Raw genomic sequence first — 16,411 nt, forward strand, 5'->3', positions numbered from 1 at the left:
CTGCTCTTTCCTGCATGCGGCTCACTCGGCCACGATGTTGCGGGCCTTGATGATCCGGGCCCACACGGCTGTTTCTTCGCGGATGTGCGCGGCGAATTCCGAAGGCTTCATCGCCGCATCGGTCATGCCCTGCACCTTCAGGCGCTCGCGCACGTCGGGCTGGGCCAGCATCTGCGCCGCATCTTTTGCGAGTTGCTCGACCACGGCAGGCGGCGTGCCCCTGGGCGCCAGCAAGCCGTACCACGAGGTCACGGTCACGCCCTGGATGCCCTGCTCCGCCAGCGTCGGGATATCGGGCGCCGCCGCGCTGCGCGTGGCCTCGGTCACGCCCAGCGCGATGAGCTTGCCGTTCTTGATGAAGGGCATGGTCGCAGGCAGGTTGCTGAACATCAGCGGCACCGAGCCGCCGAGCACGTCGTTGAGCGCCGGGGCCGTGCCCTTGTAGGGCACGTGCAGCAGGTCGATGCCGGCCTGCTGCTTGAACAGTTCGCCCGCCAGGTGCAGGCCGCTGCCCACGCCCGGAGAGGCGTACGAGAGCGTGTTGGGCTTGGCCTTGGCCATCGCCACCAGCTCCTTGGCGCTCTTGATGCCCGACGACGGCGCGGCCACCAGCACGTTGGGGGCCTTGGCCAGCATGGTGACGGGCACGAAGTCCTTCGCGATGTCGAACGGAAAGTTCGGCATCAGCGTCGGGTTGATCGTGAGGTTGCCCGCAGGCACCACGAGCAGCGTGTGGCCATCGCCCTTCGCGCGCTTGACCTTGTCGATGCCGATGTTGCCGGCCGCGCCCACGAGGTTCTCGACCACGGCCGCCTGGCCGTAGCGCTTGGCGAGCCCATCGGAAAGCACACGGGCCAGCGTGTCGACCGGGCCGCCGGGCGGGAACGGCGAGACGATGGTGAAGCGGTCGCTGGCCAGCTGCTTCTGCGCATCGCTCTGCGCGTGCGCAGGCAATGCGACCGCTGCCAGTGCCGCGATCAGAAGGGAGAAGGAAAAGCGTCGTTGCATGGTGATCGAGGAAGTCATTTCTTCTCTGTGAGGAAAGCACCTTTCGGGCCCTCCGCGTTCTTCTGGCGACGCGTGTTGCCATCGAGCCCGCCATCGACCGCCCATTCGGCGAACACTGTCGGACCGGGTTCAAATTCGCGCGGCTGCCATTCGGCCGTGAGCTGGTCTTCGTCGGCGTAGTACTCGATCAGGCCGCCTGCCGGGTTCTTGAAGTACCAGAAGTACGCCGAAGACACCGGATGCCGGCCCGGGCCGAGCTGCGTCTCCCAGCCGCGGCGCGAGAAATGCAGGCCGCCGCCGAACACTTCGTGGATGTCGCGCACGGTGAAGGCCACGTGGTTGAGCCCGCGCTTGCCCGAGGGAATCTGCAGCAGGAACAGGTCGTGGTGGCCGCCCTCCGCCGCACAGCGCATGAAGGCGCCGCGGTTCGGATAGCTGTCGGACGAAACGAAGCCGAAGCGATCTGCGTAGAACGCGCTGGTGCCCACCACGTCGTTGACGAAGAACACCACGTGGCCGACTTCGATGGGCGTTGCACGGTCGTAGATCGGTGCGGCCTGGTTGACACGCGGCTTGGCGTTCCAGGTGTTCATCGCACCGCAGTCGACCTCGACCGCGTGCTTGCGGCTGACCTGCAGGCGCACGGCGAGGCCGTTGGGGTCGATGCAGCCGATGCGGCGTGCGCCATCGACGGTGCGGTCGAAGAATGCCGGGTCCTGCGCGATGGCGGCGGCGTAGCGGTCGAGGTCCGCATCGCCTTGCACGCCCCACACCACTTCGCGCAGTGTCGGGCCCTCTTCCATCGCGGGCGGCAGGCCCGCCTTGTCCAACGCCGCGACGACGACCTTGCAGCCGTTGAGGCACTCGAAGACGAGTTCGTCGGCCGCTTCCGACTTCAGCGCGAGGCCCCAGTCCTCGAAGAACTGGCGGCAGGCGGGCAGGTCGTCTGCCCCGTAGGTGATCTGGTCGATGCCTAGAACGCTCATGGTGGTGTCCTCTTCAGTTCGCCCACGGGAGCGGTTGATCGTTCGTGCCCCAGTACATGCTCTTTTGCTCCATGTACTGGAAGATGCCTTCGCGGCCCTTCTCGCGGCCGAGGCCACTGTCGCGCCAGCCGCCGAACGGCGTCGAGACGGAGAACTGCTTGTAGGTGTTGACCCAGACCGTGCCGGCCTGCACCGCACGGCCGAGCTTCCAGGCGCGCTTGAAATCGCGGCTCCACACGCCCGCGGCCAGTGCGTAGACGCTGTCGTTGGCCTGTGCGATCAGCGATTCCTCGTCGTCGAAAGGCATCGCCACGAGCACCGGGCCGAAGATCTCTTCCTGGCTGATGCGCGCGCTGTTGTCCAGGCCTTCGATGATGGTCGGCTTGTAGAAGTAGCCGTTGTCGTAGCCGGCGCCGTGCGGACGCACGCCACCGGTGCGGATGCGGCCGCCTTCGGATACGCCCAGGTCCACATAGCGCTCGATGCCTTCACGGTGCTTCGCCGTGATGAGCGGCCCCATCTGCGTCTGCTCCGATGCCGGATCGCCCACGCGCAGTGCATTGGCGCCTTCGGCCAGCCGCGTGAGGAACTCGTCGTAGATGCTGCGCGCGACAAAAAGGCGCGAGCCCGCGATGCACGATTCGCCCGACGAACTGAAGATGCCGTACAGCACGCCGTTCACCGCATGGTCCAGGTCCGCGTCGTCCAGCACCATGGTGGGCGACTTGCCGCCCAGCTCCAGCGACACCGGCATCATCTTGTCGGCCGCGATGTGGGCGATGTGCTTGCCGGTGGTGGTGCCGCCCGTGAACGACACGCGCTTGACCAGCGGATGCTTGGTGATCGCATCGCCGATCACCGAGCCCTTGCCCGGCAGCACGCTCACGATGCCCTTGGGCACGCCGGCCTGCTCGCAGATGCGCGCCAGTTCCAGCGCCATGAGCGGCGTGACTTCGGCGGGCTTCACGACCACCGCATTGCCGGCCGCGAGCGCGGGCGCGAGCTTCTGCGCTTCGCTCGCGATCGGCGAGTTCCACGGCGTGATGGCCGCGACCACGCCCATGGGCTCGTGCACGCTCATCGTGACGAAGGCGCCGCGCGACGGGGTGATGGTTTCTTCGAGCGTCTCCAGCGCGGCGGCGAAGAACTGGAAGGTGCCCGCGGCGCTCGCCACGAGGTTGCGGGTTTCGGTGATCGGCTTGCCGTTGTCCAGCCGCTGCTTCTGCGCGAGCGATTCGCTTTCGTCGCGGATCAGCTGCGCCACGCGGTGCAGCACGGCCGCGCGCTCGTGCGGCAGGCGCTGGGCCCAGCCGCTGGTGCGGAAGGCGTGGTCGGCGCGGGTGATCGCCTCCTCGACGTCAGCCAGGCTCGCGGCCTTCAGGCGCGCGATCGGCTCGCCCGTGGCGGGATACAGGCTTTCATACACATCGCCACCGCCCAGGCGCCATTCGCCGGCAATGCAGATCGGGAGAAGTTCGGAAGAAATCATGGGATGGCTCGGAGGTCAGATGGACAGCGGCGCGACGCGGTTGCGCAGCGCCCGCACCGCGCTGTACACGGTCAGCGCCGAGGTCTTGGGGTTGGCCGCGAGCGGCTTGTTGCGCATGGTCAGCTCGAAGCTGCCGAAAGCGCCTTCGGCCTCGACGGTGTGCACGTTCTCGGCGGTGGCGGGGTCGGCGATCAGGCGGACCAGTGTCTTGTCGAGCCCCAGCCCCGCGAGCGAGACGGTGGCCGCGACGTTGGCGTTCTTCGGATAGAGCAAGGCCGCTTCGCGCGCGTTGCCTTCGAAGATCACGGTGGCCTCTGCCAGCGCCTCGAGGTCGCGGCCCTGTTCGGCCGGCGTGCCCTTCCAGGCCTGCGGGGGCTTCCGGCCGGTGTAGCGCACGCTGTCCAGGCCGCCGATGCGGGCCGCGGCGAGCGCATCGATTCCGCCGATGGCGCCGGGAATCAGCTGCACCTGCGTGCGGCCTGCGACGGCGGCGGCTTCGAGCTTTTCAGCGAGACCCGGCGCCGACAGCGCGCCGACCGAAGCCACCACGCAAGGCGTGCCGCGCGCGAGCGCCGGCAGCACATGCTCCTCGATGGCGGCGTGGCCCGCCGTCTCGACCACGAGGTCGATGCCGGCGACGGGCACCATGCTCAGCACCTCTGCACCCGGCACGGCCTTCTGCGCGGCCGCCATGCCCTCGACGGGCACGACGATGACCGTCACCCGCAGGGCCGGATCGCCGCGCAGCAGTTCCAGCACCGCGGTGCCGATGGCTCCGCAGCCGATGAGTGCGATGCGTGTGAGGGCGGTCATGGGCTTGGCTGCGTTTGCTTTCACCGGGCCGTACCGAGCGCGGGAATCTGCGTGACCGTGTTGGTCGGCGGGCCGGCGAAGCTGGTCTTGAAGCCGCCGATGGAGAGCATGTCGATCTCCAGCAGGAAGGGGCCGTCGGTGGACAGCGCCTCGTCCAGCCGTGCCGGCAGGTCGGCCAGGTCCTTCACGCGGGCGTGCGGCAGCGCGATCGACTTGCACAGCAGGTCGTAGTCGGGCGTGTGCAGCTCGGCATAGCACTGGCGGCCGCCGTACTGCGCGTCCTGGATGTTCTTGATGACGCCGTAGCTCTTGTCGTTCATGAGCACGATCACCATCGGCGCCTTCTCCTGCACCATGCAGGCGAGCTCGCCCAGGTTCAGGATGAAGCCGCCGTCGCCGGCCAGGCAGAAGGTCTTGCGGCCCGAGCCGGTCACGGCCGCACCGATGGCCGCGCCAATCGCCATCGGCATGCCCTGCCCGATGCCGCCGCCCGTGGCATGCACGCCGGCGCTCGGCTCGAAGATGCGCAGTTCGCGGTTGCCCCAGGTGCTGTTGGAGACGGTCACGTCGCGCACCCAGTTGAACTTGCGGCCCGCCACCGACTGGATGCGGCGCACGAGTTCGGCATACGGGCCGAGGCCGTCGCGCAGCGTGGCCACCGCCTGGTCGTGCGCGGCGCGCAGGTCGACCAGCAGTTGGGCATCGGCCCGGTAACCCTTCGCCTCGAGGCGATCTGCCAGGCCTTCGAGCGCGAGTGCCGAATCGCCGCAGACGAAGGCCTCGGAGGCATAGCAGCGGCCTTCGGCGGCGGCATCGGCGTCGATGCGGTACAGCGGGCGCGGCAGCTTCAGCTCGTACTTGAGCGTCTCGTTGCCGCGCAGGCGCGAGCCGACCACGAGCATCGCGTCGCAGGTCTGGTAGAGGGCCTCGACCGGCTTCTGGATGTTGTAGGCGCCCAGCGAGCCGGCGTCGTCCTCGGGCACGGTGCCGCGGCCCTGCGTGGTGGTGACCACGCCGAAGCCCAGCTTCTGCAGGCGTTCGATCGCGGCGCGGGCGTGGCGCGCACCGCCGCCGACCCACAGCAGCGGGCGCTTGGCGGATGCGAGGCGCGCGGCCAGCGCATCGAGACCGGCGGCCGAGGGCACGGGGCGCTCGATGGGCAGCGGCGACAGGTCGGCCGGCATGGTCGTCAGCGCCGATTGGATGTCGATCGGAATCTCCACGCTCACGGGGCCGGTCGGCGCGGTCAGCGCGAGCTGTACCGCGCGCTTGAGCGTGCCGAGCACCGTCCCCACGCTGCGCACGCGCAGGGCCGCCTTCGACACCGCTTTGAGCATGGCGAGCTGGTCGGGTGCCTCGTGGATGTACGACATGCCCTTATCCAGGTACGGCGTCTCGATCTGCCCCGTGATGTGCAAGAGCGGCGCACCGGCGGTCAGCGCCTCGACCATGCTGCCCGCGATGTTGCCCGCGGCCGGGCCGGTGCTGGTGATGCACACGCCCAGGCTGGCGGTGGAGCGCGCATAGGCGTCGGCCATGTTGCCCGCGCCCGCCTCCCCGCGTGCGGAGATGAAGCGGATCGTGCCGCGCTGCGCGAACGCATCGAGGATCGGCATGTTGTGGATCGAGATCACGCCGAAGGCTGCCTTGACGCCGCACTGTTCGAGAAAGGCGGCGACGACAGCGCCGACAGTGACGGTGTTATGGGGGTTATGCATGGCGGGAATGGCCTCCGGAAATGTCGATGTGGCTGCCCGTCGTGTACGACGCGAGGGGCGAAGCGAGAAAAAGGATCGCGCGTGCGGCTTCGATCGGAAGCCCCAGGCGACCCAGCGGGATGTGTTTGGTCTTCGCGAGCTGGCTGCTCCAGGCGGCCCAGTCTTGCGACTTGTCTTCGCGCGCCTCGAAGCGGCGGCGCCACTGGCCCGACTCGACCAGGCCGATCAGGATGCCGTTGACGCGCACGCCCTGCGGCGCGAACTCGGTGGCCATCGAGCGCACGAGGTTCAGCAGGCCCGCGCGCGCGGCCGAAGTGGCGACCATGTGCGGCTCGGGCTGGCGCGCCAGCAGCGAGTTGGCGCAGACGATGGCGGCATCGCCCAGCACCGCGCGCTGCGCCGCGAGCTGCGGCAGGAAGGCGCGCGTCGGGTGGATGACGGAGAAGAACTTCAGGTGCAGCTCGTCCATCCAGGCTGCGTCCTCGGTGTCGGCGAAGGTGGAGACGCGGCCCTGCCCCGCGTTGTTGACGAGCATCGAGGCCTGGCCGAGCGCGGCTTCGCTCGCGGCGGCGAAGGCCTTGACCGCAGCGCCGTCGAGCACGTCGCAAGGCTGCGCGAAGAGCTTCGCGTGGGGGAACTGATCGCGGAGGCCGGCCACCGCACGGTCCAGGCGCTCGGCGTTGCGGCCGCACAGCGCCACCGCGGCGCCGCTGGCAAGCAGCAACTCGACCGTCGCGAGGCCGATGCCCGAGGACCCGCCGGTGACCACGGCCACGCGGCCCGCCAGCGCGTCGGCGGCAAAGAAATGAGAAGACTGCATCGTCATCGTCATGTCCTTTACGCGCTGCGAAGCGGCACCACCTTGTTGCCGCGCGCAGGCGAGTAGTTCAGGAGGCCCGAGATCTCGTCGGCGACGCCGCGCACGCGCAGCACCATCTCGTCCATGCGGCTTTCCTCGATGTGGTCCGAGGTGATGGTCGCGCCCAGCGCCGCCACGATGTGGCCGCTGTGGTCGCGCACCGGCGCTGCGATGCTGGAGATGTTCGATTCGAAGAAGCCTTCGCCCAGCACGTAGCCGCGCGAGCGGTCGGCCTGCACCATGTCGAAGAGTTCGTTCACCGTCTTGGGCGTGCTCGGCGAGAAGGTCTCCAGCTTGTCTTCGGGGTACAGCGCGCGCAGCTGCGGCAGCGTGAGGTCTTCCAGCAGCACGCGGCCCAGCACCGTGGCATGGGCCGGCAGGCGCGTGCCCACGGTGACCGAGCTCGCGAACGGTGTGGGCGGCGCGACCTTGGCGACGTAGACGATCGAGCGGCCGTCGCGCACCACCAGGTTGCAGGGCGTGCGCAGCTCGTCGCACAGGCGATTGAGCAGCGGCGTGCCCAGCTGCGTGAGCTCCAGCGAGGCGAGGTATTCGAAGCCCAGGCGCAGCACCGCGAGGCCCAGGCGGTAGTCGCGGCCGCCCTCGGCGCGCTCCAGGAAGCCCATGTTCTCCAGCGTGGTGAGCAGGCGGAAGACGGTCGAGCGCGGCAGGTCGAAGCGGCGCGCCAGCTCGGGCGCGGAGAGCGTGCGGTTCTCGCGGCTGAACTCGCACAGCACGCGCAGGCCGCGCTCCAGCGCGGGCACGTTGTAGCGGTCGGCGCCCTCTTCCATCACTTCGTTGTCGTTCGTTGCCATGGTGATTCGTTGTTTTCCGTTGGATGTTTTGCGGTGGCCTGCTCAGGCAGCGAGTGCTTCGCGCAGCAGCGCGGCGACGGCCTCGGGCCGCTCCACGTAGCTGGCGTGCCCGGCGCCTTCGATGGGTTCCAGCGTCACCCCGCAGCCGCGCGCGACTTCGGCGCAGGCCTCGGGCGTGGTGACGACATCGAGCGTGCCACAGGCCACGCGCACCGGCATCGCGGGCGGCAGGTCGGCGATGAGATCGCCGTTGCACAGTAATTCGACGGCCTGGCGGTAACCGCCGTCGTTCAGGCGCGCCATGTTCCAGCGCACCCACCGGCGCGCGAGTTCGCTGGCGTTGTCAGAGACCAGGCGGCCCGAGCGCTTCGCGGCCATGCCGGCGATGCCGAGTTCGTCGAGCACGGCCAGACGTTCGGTGCGCACCTTGGCGCGGGCTTCCGTACGCGACGGTGCGCCATAGCCGGCGGCCGGGCTGATCAGCACGAGGCGGCGGATGCGCGAGGCCAGGACCGAATCCTTGCGCGCGGCCGCGCCCGCAGTGAGCGCGCCGAGCGAATGGCCCACGAGCACGCACGACTGGATGTCGAGCGCATCGAGCAAGGCGTGCAGGCGGCCGGCATAGTCCGCAGCCCGTGGCGCGGCGGGCGCGAGCGGCGTCGATGCACCGTAGCCCGGCGCATCCCAGGCGATCACGCGGGCCTGCGGCGCAAGCAGCATCGCGGCGTTGAGCCACGAGGCCGCGCCCGAACCGATGCCATGCAGACACACGATGGCGGGCCCCGCGCCGCATTCGCGCACCGACACCACCGCGCCGCCGCCGACCGGCACGTCGCGTGCCGGAAAACGGTCGTCCAGCAGCGCCAGCTCGGAAGCCGGCAGGGTCAGTGCGTCGGTGGCGATGGCGTCGCTCATGGCTTGCTCAGCGCTTGATCTTGGCGAGCGGATGGTCCGCGGGGTACGTCGGGCGCACGGGCGTCTTGGAGCCCAGCATCACGCACATCAGCGCGTCTTCGTCGCCGATGTTGATTTCTTCACGGTACACGCCGGGCGGCACCGAGATCAGGTCGCGGTCGGTGAGGATGGTTTCGTAGCGCTCGCCGTTCTGCTCGATCACCACCTTGAGCTTGCCGCGGATCAGGAAGAACACTTCTTCCACGTCGGTGTGCAGGTGCGGCGGGCCTTCGTGGCCGGCCGGGATGACCATGGTCGAGAAGGTGAAGTGCTCGGCGGCCACGGTGTTCGAATCGCTCGCGACGCCGGTGCCGCCCGTGCCCACGTAGCGCATCTGCGCGCGGCGGAACTTGGGGTCCAGATCGGCCTGGAACTTCAGCGCGTCCCAGTCGTACTTGCGCGTTTCGTAGCGCGCGACGCGGCTGGTCATCCACGCTTCGAGGCTGGTGCCTTCGGGGCGCGCCAGGCTGGTGCCGGCGGCGGGGTCGATCTTTTGCTGTTCGGACAAATCGCTCATCGGGAAACTCCTTCGTAGGAAAAGTTAGTGCATCGCAAAGCCGCCGTTGACGGCCAGCAACTGGCCCGTCACGAAGCGCGAGAGGCCGGAAAGCAGGTACAGCGTGGCGCCGCAGACATCGGCCGCCTGCTGCTCCCGCGGGATGGCGCGGCCTTCGAGGTATTTCTGGTGGCGCGCCATCGGCACGTACTCGGTCGCCTCGACCAGCGTGAGGCCCGGCGCCACGGCGTTGACGGTGATGTTGTCGCCGCCCCATTCGCGCGCCAGCGAGCGCGTCATGGAGATGACCGCGCCCTTGCTCGAGGCGTAGGCCAGCAGGTTGGGCGCGCCCCAGAGGGCGGTGTCGGAGGCGAGGTTGACGACCGCGCCGCGGCCGCTCTCGGCCAGCGCGCCGCGGCAGGCGCGGCCCATGAGCCAGGTGCCGCGCACGTTGACGTTCATGACGCGGTCCCACATGTCGATCTCGAGCTGGTGCGCATCGCGGCCGCCCGAGTTGGTGATGGCGGCGTTGTTGACCAGGCCGTCGAGGCCGCCGAGCAAATGGATCGCTTCGCCGGCACAGGCATCGATGGAGGCCGGGTCCGACAGGTCGACGGTGAGCGCATGCGCCTTGTGGCCCGCATCGCGCAGCGCCTTCGCTTCGGTTTCGGCCAGTTCGCCGAGGATGTCGGCCAGCACCACGCTCGCGCCTGCCGCGGCGATGCACTGCGCGAACGCGAGGCCCAGGCCCCGCGCGCCGCCGGTCACGAGCACGCGGCGTCCCGCCAGCAGGTTGGCGGGCAGCTCGGCCAGCAGCGACTGCAGGCTCGATGGATCGGGAGTGGCTTTGAGTTCGGTCATGTCGTGTTCAGTCGGCCTGGATGCCGAGCTCCTTGATGACCTTGCCGAAGCGCACGTAGTCGGCGGCATTGGTCTTGCCGAGCACGTCGGCATCGCCGCCCACCGGCGTGGTGCCCAGCACGGCCATGCGGGCGACGATGTCGGGCATCTTGAGGATCTCGTTGAAGTGGCCATTGAGCGTCTTCACGATCTCGGGCGAGAGGTTGCGCGGACCCCAGAGGCCGTTCCAGGCGACCACCTCGACGTCCTTGTAGCCCAGCTCGGCGAGCGTGGGCACATTGGGCGCGAGCGGCGAGCGCTGGCTCGAAGCCACGGCCAGCGGCTTGAGCTTGCCGTTGGCGAAGTACGGCGCCACCGGGCCGAGCGTGATGAAGGTGACGGGCACATGGCCGCCCAGCACGTCGTTGACCGCCGGGGCCACACCCTTGTAGGGCACGTGCGCGAGGTTGGCGCCCGAGGCGCGGGCGAACATCTCGCCCAGGATGTGCATCGGCGAGCCGCTGCCCGGGCTCGCGTACGAGAGCGATTTGCCGGCGCCCTTCGCGGCGGCGACCGCGTCCTTCGCGGTGGCGATGCCGCTGCCACCGCTCGCCACCAGGAAGAGCGGCTGGCTGCCGGTCTGCACGATCGGCGTGAAGCCGGCGAGCACGTCGTAGCCGGAAGCGCCGTTGGTCTTCAGAACCAGTTGCGCGATCGAGAAGGTGCTGGGTGCGAGCAGCAGCGTGTAGCCGTCGGGCGCCGCCTTCGAGACGAAGCCGCTGCCGATGATGCCGCTGGCGCCCGGGCGGTTGTCGACCACCACCGGCTGCCCCACCCGCGCCGAGAGCTTCTCGGCGAAGAGCCGCGCCAGCGCATCGGTGTCGCCACCCGCCGGATAGGCGACGACCAGCGTGATCGGCTTGGCAGGGTAGCTCTGCGCCCAGGCGAGCCCGGTGGCGCAGGCGGCGGCCAGGGACATGGCGGCGGCGATGGCAAGGCGGCGAGTGTGTTTCATGGGTCCGTCGTGGTCGGCGTTTTGTTTCACTAAAGAAACAACGATTTATTAATGGAACGCACGAAGGATAATCACGAAGACAACTTCGGGACTAAGTAGAAACCCTAGATGTCGCAACCCAACGTAAAACAGGGCGGCCCTTTCGGACCGCCCTGCTCGGGGATGGGTGTCGTGCCTGCTATCCGCCGTAGCGCGCCACGGTCAGGCCTTCCATGTCGATCTCCGGCGCCTTTCCGGCGATGAGGTCGGCCATCACGCGGCCGGTGCCGGCAGCCATGGTCCAGCCGAGCGTGCCGTGGCCGGTGCTCAGCATCAGGTTGGGGATGCGCGTGGCGCCGACGACCGGCGTGCCGTCGGGCGTCATCGGGCGCAGGCCGGTCCAGAAAGAGGCGTCGCGCACGTTGCCACCCTTGGGGAAGAGATCGGTCACGACGTGTTCGAGCGTGTCGCGCCGGCGCGGATTGAGCGCGAGGTCGAAGCCCGAGAGCTGTGCCGTGCCGCCCACCCGGATGCGGTCGCCCAGGCGGGTGACCGCGACCTTGAAGGTCTCGTCCATCACGGTGGATTCGGGCGCGCCGTCCGCGTCGGTGATCGGCACGGTGATCGAGAAGCCCTTGACCGGGTACACCGGCAGGTCGATGCCCAGCGGCCTGACCAGCGCGGGCGAGTAGCTGCCGAGCGCGACCACGTAGCGATCGGCGGTGAATTTGCCCTTGTCGGTGCGCACCGCGGTCACGCCCTTCGCGGCGTCGTGCTCGATGGCCTGGATGTTCACGCCGAAGCGAAAGGTCACGCCCGCGGCCTCCGCCAGCCTGGCCAGTGCCTGCGTGAACTTAAAGCAGTCGCCCGTCTCGTCGCCCGGCAGGCGCAGGCCGCCGACGAACTTCTCCTTCACCGCCGCGAGCGCGGGCTCGTAGGGCAGGCAGCCTTCGCGGTCGAGCACCTGGTAGGGCACGCCGGAGGCCTTGAGCACCTCGACGTCCTTCGCGGTGCCGTCCAGCTGCTGCTGCGTGCGAAAGAGCTGCAGCGTGCCCTGCATGCGCTCGTCGTACTGGATGCCCGTGTCGGCGCGCAGGGCCTTCAAGCAATCGCGGCTGTATTCGGCCAGCCGCACCATGCGGCCCTTGTTGAGTTCGTAGCGCGCCTGCGTGCAGTTGCGCAGCATCGAGAGGCCCCAGCGCCACATCGCCGGATCGAGCATGGGCTTGACGACCAGCGGGCTGTGCTGCATCAGCATCCACTTGATGGCCTTCACCGGCACGCCGGGCCCGGCCCAGGGCGCCGAGTAGCCGGGCGACACCTCGCCCGCGTTGCCGAAGCTGGTTTCGAGCGCGGGTGCGGGCTGCCGCTCCAGCACCGTCACCTCATGGCCGGCGCGTGCCAGGTAGTACGCCACCGAGGTGCCGATGACACCGCTGCCGAGAATCAGGACCTGCATGAGAACTCCCTCTTTCTTGTGGGCCGCAACGGGCCCGAGGGTACAGGCTAAGCGCTACAGGCCGAGAGCGTCCTGCAATTGGCGTGCCGGCCAGCGCTCCGGCCGTTGCGGCCAGGCCTCGAGCAGCGCGACCATGCGCGCATTGCGCGGCGCGCTCAGGCCGTGCTCCTGCGCGAGGCGCACGACCTCGCCGCTGAGCGCATCGATCTCCGTGCGGCGGCCCAGTGCGAGGTCGTCGGCCATGCTGGAGCGCGCCTTGGCATCGATGCGCAGCATGCGCGCCGCGACGATGCGAAAGAGCCAGTCGGGCAGCCGCAGCAGGCTGGACAACCGCTGCGCCGGCACAGCGGCCACCTGCGCCGGCACGATGCCGCTCACGCCCAGCACCCCCAGCGTCTCGTCGATGAGCGCCGCGAAGCATTGGCGGTAGCCGCGATGCATCAGCTCCTCGCGCAGCGGCAATCCCGACAGCGCGTTGACCGGGTTGTTGAGGTTCAGCAGCAGCTTGCCCCACTGCACCGGCAGCAGGTCTTGATGCAGGTCCAGCGGCACGCCGGCGCGCTCGAACACGGGCAGCCACGGGCGCAGCGCCGCGTCGTCCTTCGCGGCGAGCCGGCCGGGCGTGCCGCGATGGAAGACGCCCTCGCCGATCTCGGCCACGTTGTACGGCACCATGCCCGGCAGCACGTTGAGCGACGGGCCGGCCTGCGACGCAGCGGCGCTGTTGGAGATGCCGTTCTGCAACGAGACGACGGTGGTGCCCGCGGGCAGCGAGAAAGCCACCTCGCCCGCCGCCTGGGCGGTGGCGCCGCTCTTCACGCAAAGGAGCACCAGCGCGGGCCGGGCGCCGGCAGGCACCTGCTCGCACAGGCGCAGCGCCGAAGGCAGGATGTGGTGCTTCGCGCCGTCCAGGTCGCTGAGCGTGAGGCCGTGCTTCGCGAGCTTCTGCAGCACGCGCGAGCGTCCGACGAAAGTGACGGGCACGCCCGCGGCGGCGAGCCGGCCGCCGATGTAGCAGCCGATGGTGCCCGCGCCCATCACGAGCACCTCGCCGGGAGGCGCGCCAGGCTTTTCGCCCGGAGGCGCGCCAGACTTTTCGCCGGGCAGCGCTTGCGTCATCAGACGCGTTCCGCGACCCAGCCCTGAACCGACTTCAGCGCGGCGGGCACGCCCGCCGCATCGGTGCCGCCGGCCATGGCCATGTCGGCCTTGCCGCCGCCCTTGCCGCCCACTTGCTGCGCCACGAAGTTGACCAGCTCGCCGGCCTTGGCCTTGCCCACGGTGTCGGCGGTGACGCCGGCCGCGATCTGCACCTTGTCGCCATCGACGGCGGCCAGCACGATGATGGCGGTCTTGAGCTTGTCTTTCAGCTTGTCCATGGTGTCGCGCAGCGTCTTGGCATCGGCGCCGTCGAGCTTGGCCGCGAGCACCTTGATGCCGTTGACGTCCACCGCCTCTGCGATGAGCTCGTCGCCCTTGGACGACGCGAGCTTGCCCTTGAGCGAACCCACCTCGCGCTCCAGCGCCCTCACCTGCTCCAGCACCTGCGTGAGGCGGCCCTGCAGTTCGGCAGTCGGCGCCTTGAGCGTGGCGGCCACGCTCTGCACGGTAGCTTCGAGGTCTTGCAGGTACGAGAGCGCGTTGGCGCCCGTGACCGCCTCGATGCGGCGCACGCCGGCGGCCACGCCGCCTTCGCTCACGATCTTGAAGAGGCCGATGTCGCCGGTGCGGCCCACGTGGGTGCCGCCGCACAGTTCGCGGCTGGTGCCGATGTCCAGCACGCGCACGGTCTCGCCGTACTTCTCGCCGAACAGCATCATCGCGCCGGTCTTCTGGGCCGATTCCATGTCCATCACGCGCGCCTGCGTGGCGACGTTGGCGAGGACTTCGGCGTTCACGCGCTTCTCGATCTCCAGGATCTGGTCGTGCGTCACGGGCGCGTTGTGCGCGAAGTCGAAGCGCGTCTTGTCGGCATCGACCAGCGAGCCCTTCTGCTGCACGTGGTCGCCGAGCACTTCGCGCAGGGCCTTGTGCATCAGGTGGGTGACCGAGTGGTTGCGCATGGTCGCGTTGCGGCGCTCGCCATCGACCGCGGCCTTGACCGCATCGCCGACCTTGAGGGTGCCTTGCGTCTGCGCGCCGTGGTGGCCGAACACGTCGGCCTTGATCTTCTGCGTATCGTCCACGCCGAACTGCACGCCTTCGGCGGCCAGCACGCCCTGGTCGCCAACCTGGCCGCCGCTCTCGGCATAGAAAGGCGTGGTGTCGAGCACCACGATGCCCGGCTGGCCTTCTTTCAGTTCGTTCACCGCGGCGCCTTCGAAGTACAACGCCACCACTTTGGCGCTCTCCTCCAGGTGCTCATAGCCGGTGAAGGTGTTGCCCGCGCCCGTGTATTCGACGTTGCGGTCCATCTTGAACTTGCCGCCCGCGCGGCCCGCGGCCTTCTGCTTTTCCATGGCGACGTTGAAGCCGGCCTCGTCCACGCTCACGCCACGCTCGCGGCACACGTCGGCCGACAGGTCGAGCGGGAAGCCGAAGGTGTCGTGCAGCTTGAAGGCGACTTCGCCCGGCAGCGTCTTGGCGCCGCCGGCCAGGGCCGCATCGAGGATTTCCATGCCGTTGGCGAGCGTCTCGAAGAAGCGCTCTTCCTCGGTCTTGAGCGTGTCGATAATCCGCTTCTCGTCTGCCTTGAGCTTGGGATACGCATCGCCCATCAGCTTCACGAGGTCGGGCACCATCTTGTGGAAGAACGGCTTCTTCTGGCCCAGCTTGTAGCCGTGGCGAATCGCGCGGCGGATGATGCGGCGCTGCACGTAGCCGCGGCCTTCGTTCGAGGGAATCACGCCATCGGCCACCAGGAACGAGGTGGCGCGGATGTGGTCGGCGATCACGCGCAGCGAGTTGTTCGACAGGTCTTGCGTGCCGGTCTCGCGGCCGGCGGCCTTGATGAGCGCGTCGAAGATGTCGATCTCGTAGTTGCTGTGCACGTGCTGCAGGATCGCGGCCAGGCGCTCCAGGCCCATGCCGGTGTCCACGCAGGGCGCGGGCAGCTTCTTGACCGAACCGTCGGGCTGCATGTCGAACTGCATGAACACGTTGTTCCAGATCTCGATGTAGCGGTCGCCGTCTTCATCGGGGCTGCCGGGCGGGCCGCCGGGGATCTCGGGGCCGTGGTCGAAGAAGATTTCGGAGCACGGGCCGCAGGGGCCCGTGTCGGCCATCATCCAGAAGTTATCGGACATGTAGCGGCCGCCCTTGTTGTCGCCGATGCGCACGACGCGCTCGGGCGGCAGGCCGATCTCTTTCGTCCAGATGTCGTAGGCCTCGTCGTCCTCGATGTAGACGGTGGCCCAGAGCTTCTCGGCCGGCAGCTTGTAGACCTTGGTGAGCAGCTCGAAGGCCCAGGTGAGCGATTCGCGCTTGAAGTAGTCGCCGAAGCTCCAGTTGCCCAGCATCTCGAAGAAGGTGTGGTGACGCGCGGTGTAGCCCACGTTCTCCAGGTCGTTGTGCTTGCCGCCGGCGCGAAGGCACGCCTGGACCGAGGCGGCGCGCACGTAGTTGCGCTTGTCTTCGCCAAGGAACACGTCCTTGAACTGGACCATGCCCGAGTTGGTGAACATGAGCGTCGGGTCGTTGCCCGGCACCAGCGAACTGGAGGGCACCACCGTGTGGCCCTTGGAGGCGAAGAAATCGAGAAAGGTCTTGCGGATGTCCGCGACCGTGAATGTGGGCTGGCTCATCTTTGGATTTCGTCTTCTGTCGAGGTGGCCCGGCGATGGCGACCTCGTGTCGAAACCACTGCGTTGAGCCGGCCTAACTGCTTGATTTGCTTGAACAAACGATTATAGGTTTGCCCATGGAGCCCGGCCGGCCCCCAGGGCAAACTGCATGATCGGGACGCCGCGGCTAATATGCGCCTGGAGCCCGCGCGGCCGAACCAAACGCAGCGGGCTCCGTCCTATTCATATGCACAACAT

General features: G+C 68.6%; 14 protein-coding genes. All 14 read right to left on the minus strand.

Going from position 1 to position 16,411, the window contains the following annotated elements; all coding sequences use genetic code 11:
* Positions 1–21 precede the first annotated feature (21 nt).
* The 14 genes from BM133_RS10290 to alaS all read right to left on the minus strand — a co-directional run bounded on the left by BM133_RS10290 (position 22) and on the right by alaS (position 16,174).
* Entirely contained in the window at positions 22–1,008 is a 987-nt protein-coding gene (locus tag BM133_RS10290; protein WP_093435229.1) for a Bug family tripartite tricarboxylate transporter substrate binding protein, read from the minus strand.
* A 14-nt stretch (positions 1,009–1,022) separates the two neighbouring features.
* Positions 1,023–1,994: a VOC family protein gene (locus BM133_RS10295; protein WP_093433467.1), complete on the minus strand. Its 972-nt coding sequence runs from the start codon at positions 1,992–1,994 to the stop codon at positions 1,023–1,025.
* Positions 1,995–2,007: 13 nt separating this feature from the next.
* On the minus strand, positions 2,008–3,483 hold the full coding sequence (locus tag BM133_RS10300; RefSeq protein WP_093433468.1) for an aldehyde dehydrogenase: 1,476 nt from the start codon (positions 3,481–3,483) through the stop codon (positions 2,008–2,010).
* Between the two features lie 15 nt (positions 3,484–3,498).
* Positions 3,499–4,296 carry an aspartate dehydrogenase gene (locus BM133_RS10305; protein ID WP_093435231.1) on the minus strand — a complete coding sequence of 266 codons (798 nt, stop codon included), beginning with the start codon at positions 4,294–4,296 and terminating at the stop codon, positions 3,499–3,501.
* 20 nt (positions 4,297–4,316) lie between these two features.
* Complete coding sequence (locus tag BM133_RS10310; protein ID WP_093433470.1) at positions 4,317–6,014, minus strand: thiamine pyrophosphate-binding protein; 1,698 nt, start codon at positions 6,012–6,014, stop codon at positions 4,317–4,319.
* Positions 6,007–6,846: an SDR family oxidoreductase gene (locus BM133_RS10315; RefSeq protein ID WP_371286315.1), complete on the minus strand. Its 840-nt coding sequence runs from the start codon at positions 6,844–6,846 to the stop codon at positions 6,007–6,009. Before BM133_RS10315 ends, BM133_RS10310 begins: the two co-directional genes overlap by 8 nt.
* Positions 6,847–6,851: 5 nt before the next feature.
* Positions 6,852–7,688 (minus strand): IclR family transcriptional regulator, encoded by an 837-nt coding sequence (locus BM133_RS10320; protein WP_093433471.1) that lies wholly within the window; start codon positions 7,686–7,688, stop codon positions 6,852–6,854.
* Between the two features lie 42 nt (positions 7,689–7,730).
* A complete protein-coding gene (locus BM133_RS10325) occupies positions 7,731–8,603 on the minus strand; it encodes an alpha/beta fold hydrolase (protein WP_093433472.1) in 873 nt (290 codons plus the stop codon).
* Positions 8,604–8,610: 7 nt separating this feature from the next.
* Complete coding sequence (locus tag BM133_RS10330) at positions 8,611–9,159, minus strand: cupin domain-containing protein (protein ID WP_093433474.1); 549 nt, start codon at positions 9,157–9,159, stop codon at positions 8,611–8,613.
* A 24-nt stretch (positions 9,160–9,183) separates the two neighbouring features.
* Entirely contained in the window at positions 9,184–9,999 is an 816-nt protein-coding gene (locus BM133_RS10335) for an SDR family oxidoreductase (protein WP_093433475.1), read from the minus strand.
* 7 nt (positions 10,000–10,006) lie between these two features.
* Complete coding sequence (locus tag BM133_RS10340) at positions 10,007–10,993, minus strand: Bug family tripartite tricarboxylate transporter substrate binding protein (RefSeq protein ID WP_093433477.1); 987 nt, start codon at positions 10,991–10,993, stop codon at positions 10,007–10,009.
* A gap of 178 nt (positions 10,994–11,171) precedes the next feature.
* Entirely contained in the window at positions 11,172–12,431 is a 1,260-nt protein-coding gene (locus BM133_RS10345) for a D-amino acid dehydrogenase (protein ID WP_093433478.1), read from the minus strand.
* 54 nt (positions 12,432–12,485) lie between these two features.
* Positions 12,486–13,550, minus strand: coding sequence for a 2-dehydropantoate 2-reductase (locus BM133_RS10350; protein WP_093433480.1), 1,065 nt, complete (start codon positions 13,548–13,550; stop codon positions 12,486–12,488).
* A complete protein-coding gene (gene alaS / locus BM133_RS10355) occupies positions 13,550–16,174 on the minus strand; it encodes an alanine--tRNA ligase (protein WP_093433481.1) in 2,625 nt (874 codons plus the stop codon). The genes BM133_RS10350 and alaS overlap by 1 nt, the downstream gene beginning before the upstream one ends.
* Between the last annotated feature and the right edge of the window lie 237 nt (positions 16,175–16,411).

Origin of the sequence: Variovorax sp. 770b2 (assembly GCF_900115685.1) — a bacterium.
Classification (GTDB): domain Bacteria; phylum Pseudomonadota; class Gammaproteobacteria; order Burkholderiales; family Burkholderiaceae_C; genus Variovorax.

Excerpts from the sequence above, each read along its gene's own strand:
- BM133_RS10295 (WP_093433467.1), bottom strand. The coding sequence starts at position 1,994 with ATGAGCGTTCTAGGCATCGACCAGATCACCTACGGGGCAGACGACCTG.
- BM133_RS10315 (WP_371286315.1), bottom strand. The coding sequence starts at position 6,846 with ATGACGATGACGATGCAGTCTTCTCATTTCTTTGCCGCCGACGCGCTG.
- BM133_RS10310 (WP_093433470.1), bottom strand. The coding sequence starts at position 6,014 with ATGCATAACCCCCATAACACCGTCACTGTCGGCGCTGTCGTCGCCGCC.
- BM133_RS10335 (WP_093433475.1), bottom strand. The coding sequence starts at position 9,999 with ATGACCGAACTCAAAGCCACTCCCGATCCATCGAGCCTGCAGTCGCTG.
- BM133_RS10320 (WP_093433471.1), bottom strand. The coding sequence starts at position 7,688 with ATGGCAACGAACGACAACGAAGTGATGGAAGAGGGCGCCGACCGCTAC.
- BM133_RS10325 (WP_093433472.1), bottom strand. The coding sequence starts at position 8,603 with ATGAGCGACGCCATCGCCACCGACGCACTGACCCTGCCGGCTTCCGAG.
- BM133_RS10340 (WP_093433477.1), bottom strand. The coding sequence starts at position 10,993 with ATGAAACACACTCGCCGCCTTGCCATCGCCGCCGCCATGTCCCTGGCC.
- BM133_RS10300 (WP_093433468.1), bottom strand. The coding sequence starts at position 3,483 with ATGATTTCTTCCGAACTTCTCCCGATCTGCATTGCCGGCGAATGGCGC.
- BM133_RS10345 (WP_093433478.1), bottom strand. The coding sequence starts at position 12,431 with ATGCAGGTCCTGATTCTCGGCAGCGGTGTCATCGGCACCTCGGTGGCG.
- alaS (WP_093433481.1), bottom strand. The coding sequence starts at position 16,174 with ATGAGCCAGCCCACATTCACGGTCGCGGACATCCGCAAGACCTTTCTC.
- BM133_RS10305 (WP_093435231.1), bottom strand. The coding sequence starts at position 4,296 with ATGACCGCCCTCACACGCATCGCACTCATCGGCTGCGGAGCCATCGGC.
- BM133_RS10290 (WP_093435229.1), bottom strand. The coding sequence starts at position 1,008 with ATGCAACGACGCTTTTCCTTCTCCCTTCTGATCGCGGCACTGGCAGCG.
- BM133_RS10350 (WP_093433480.1), bottom strand. The coding sequence starts at position 13,550 with ATGACGCAAGCGCTGCCCGGCGAAAAGTCTGGCGCGCCTCCGGGCGAA.
- BM133_RS10330 (WP_093433474.1), bottom strand. The coding sequence starts at position 9,159 with ATGAGCGATTTGTCCGAACAGCAAAAGATCGACCCCGCCGCCGGCACC.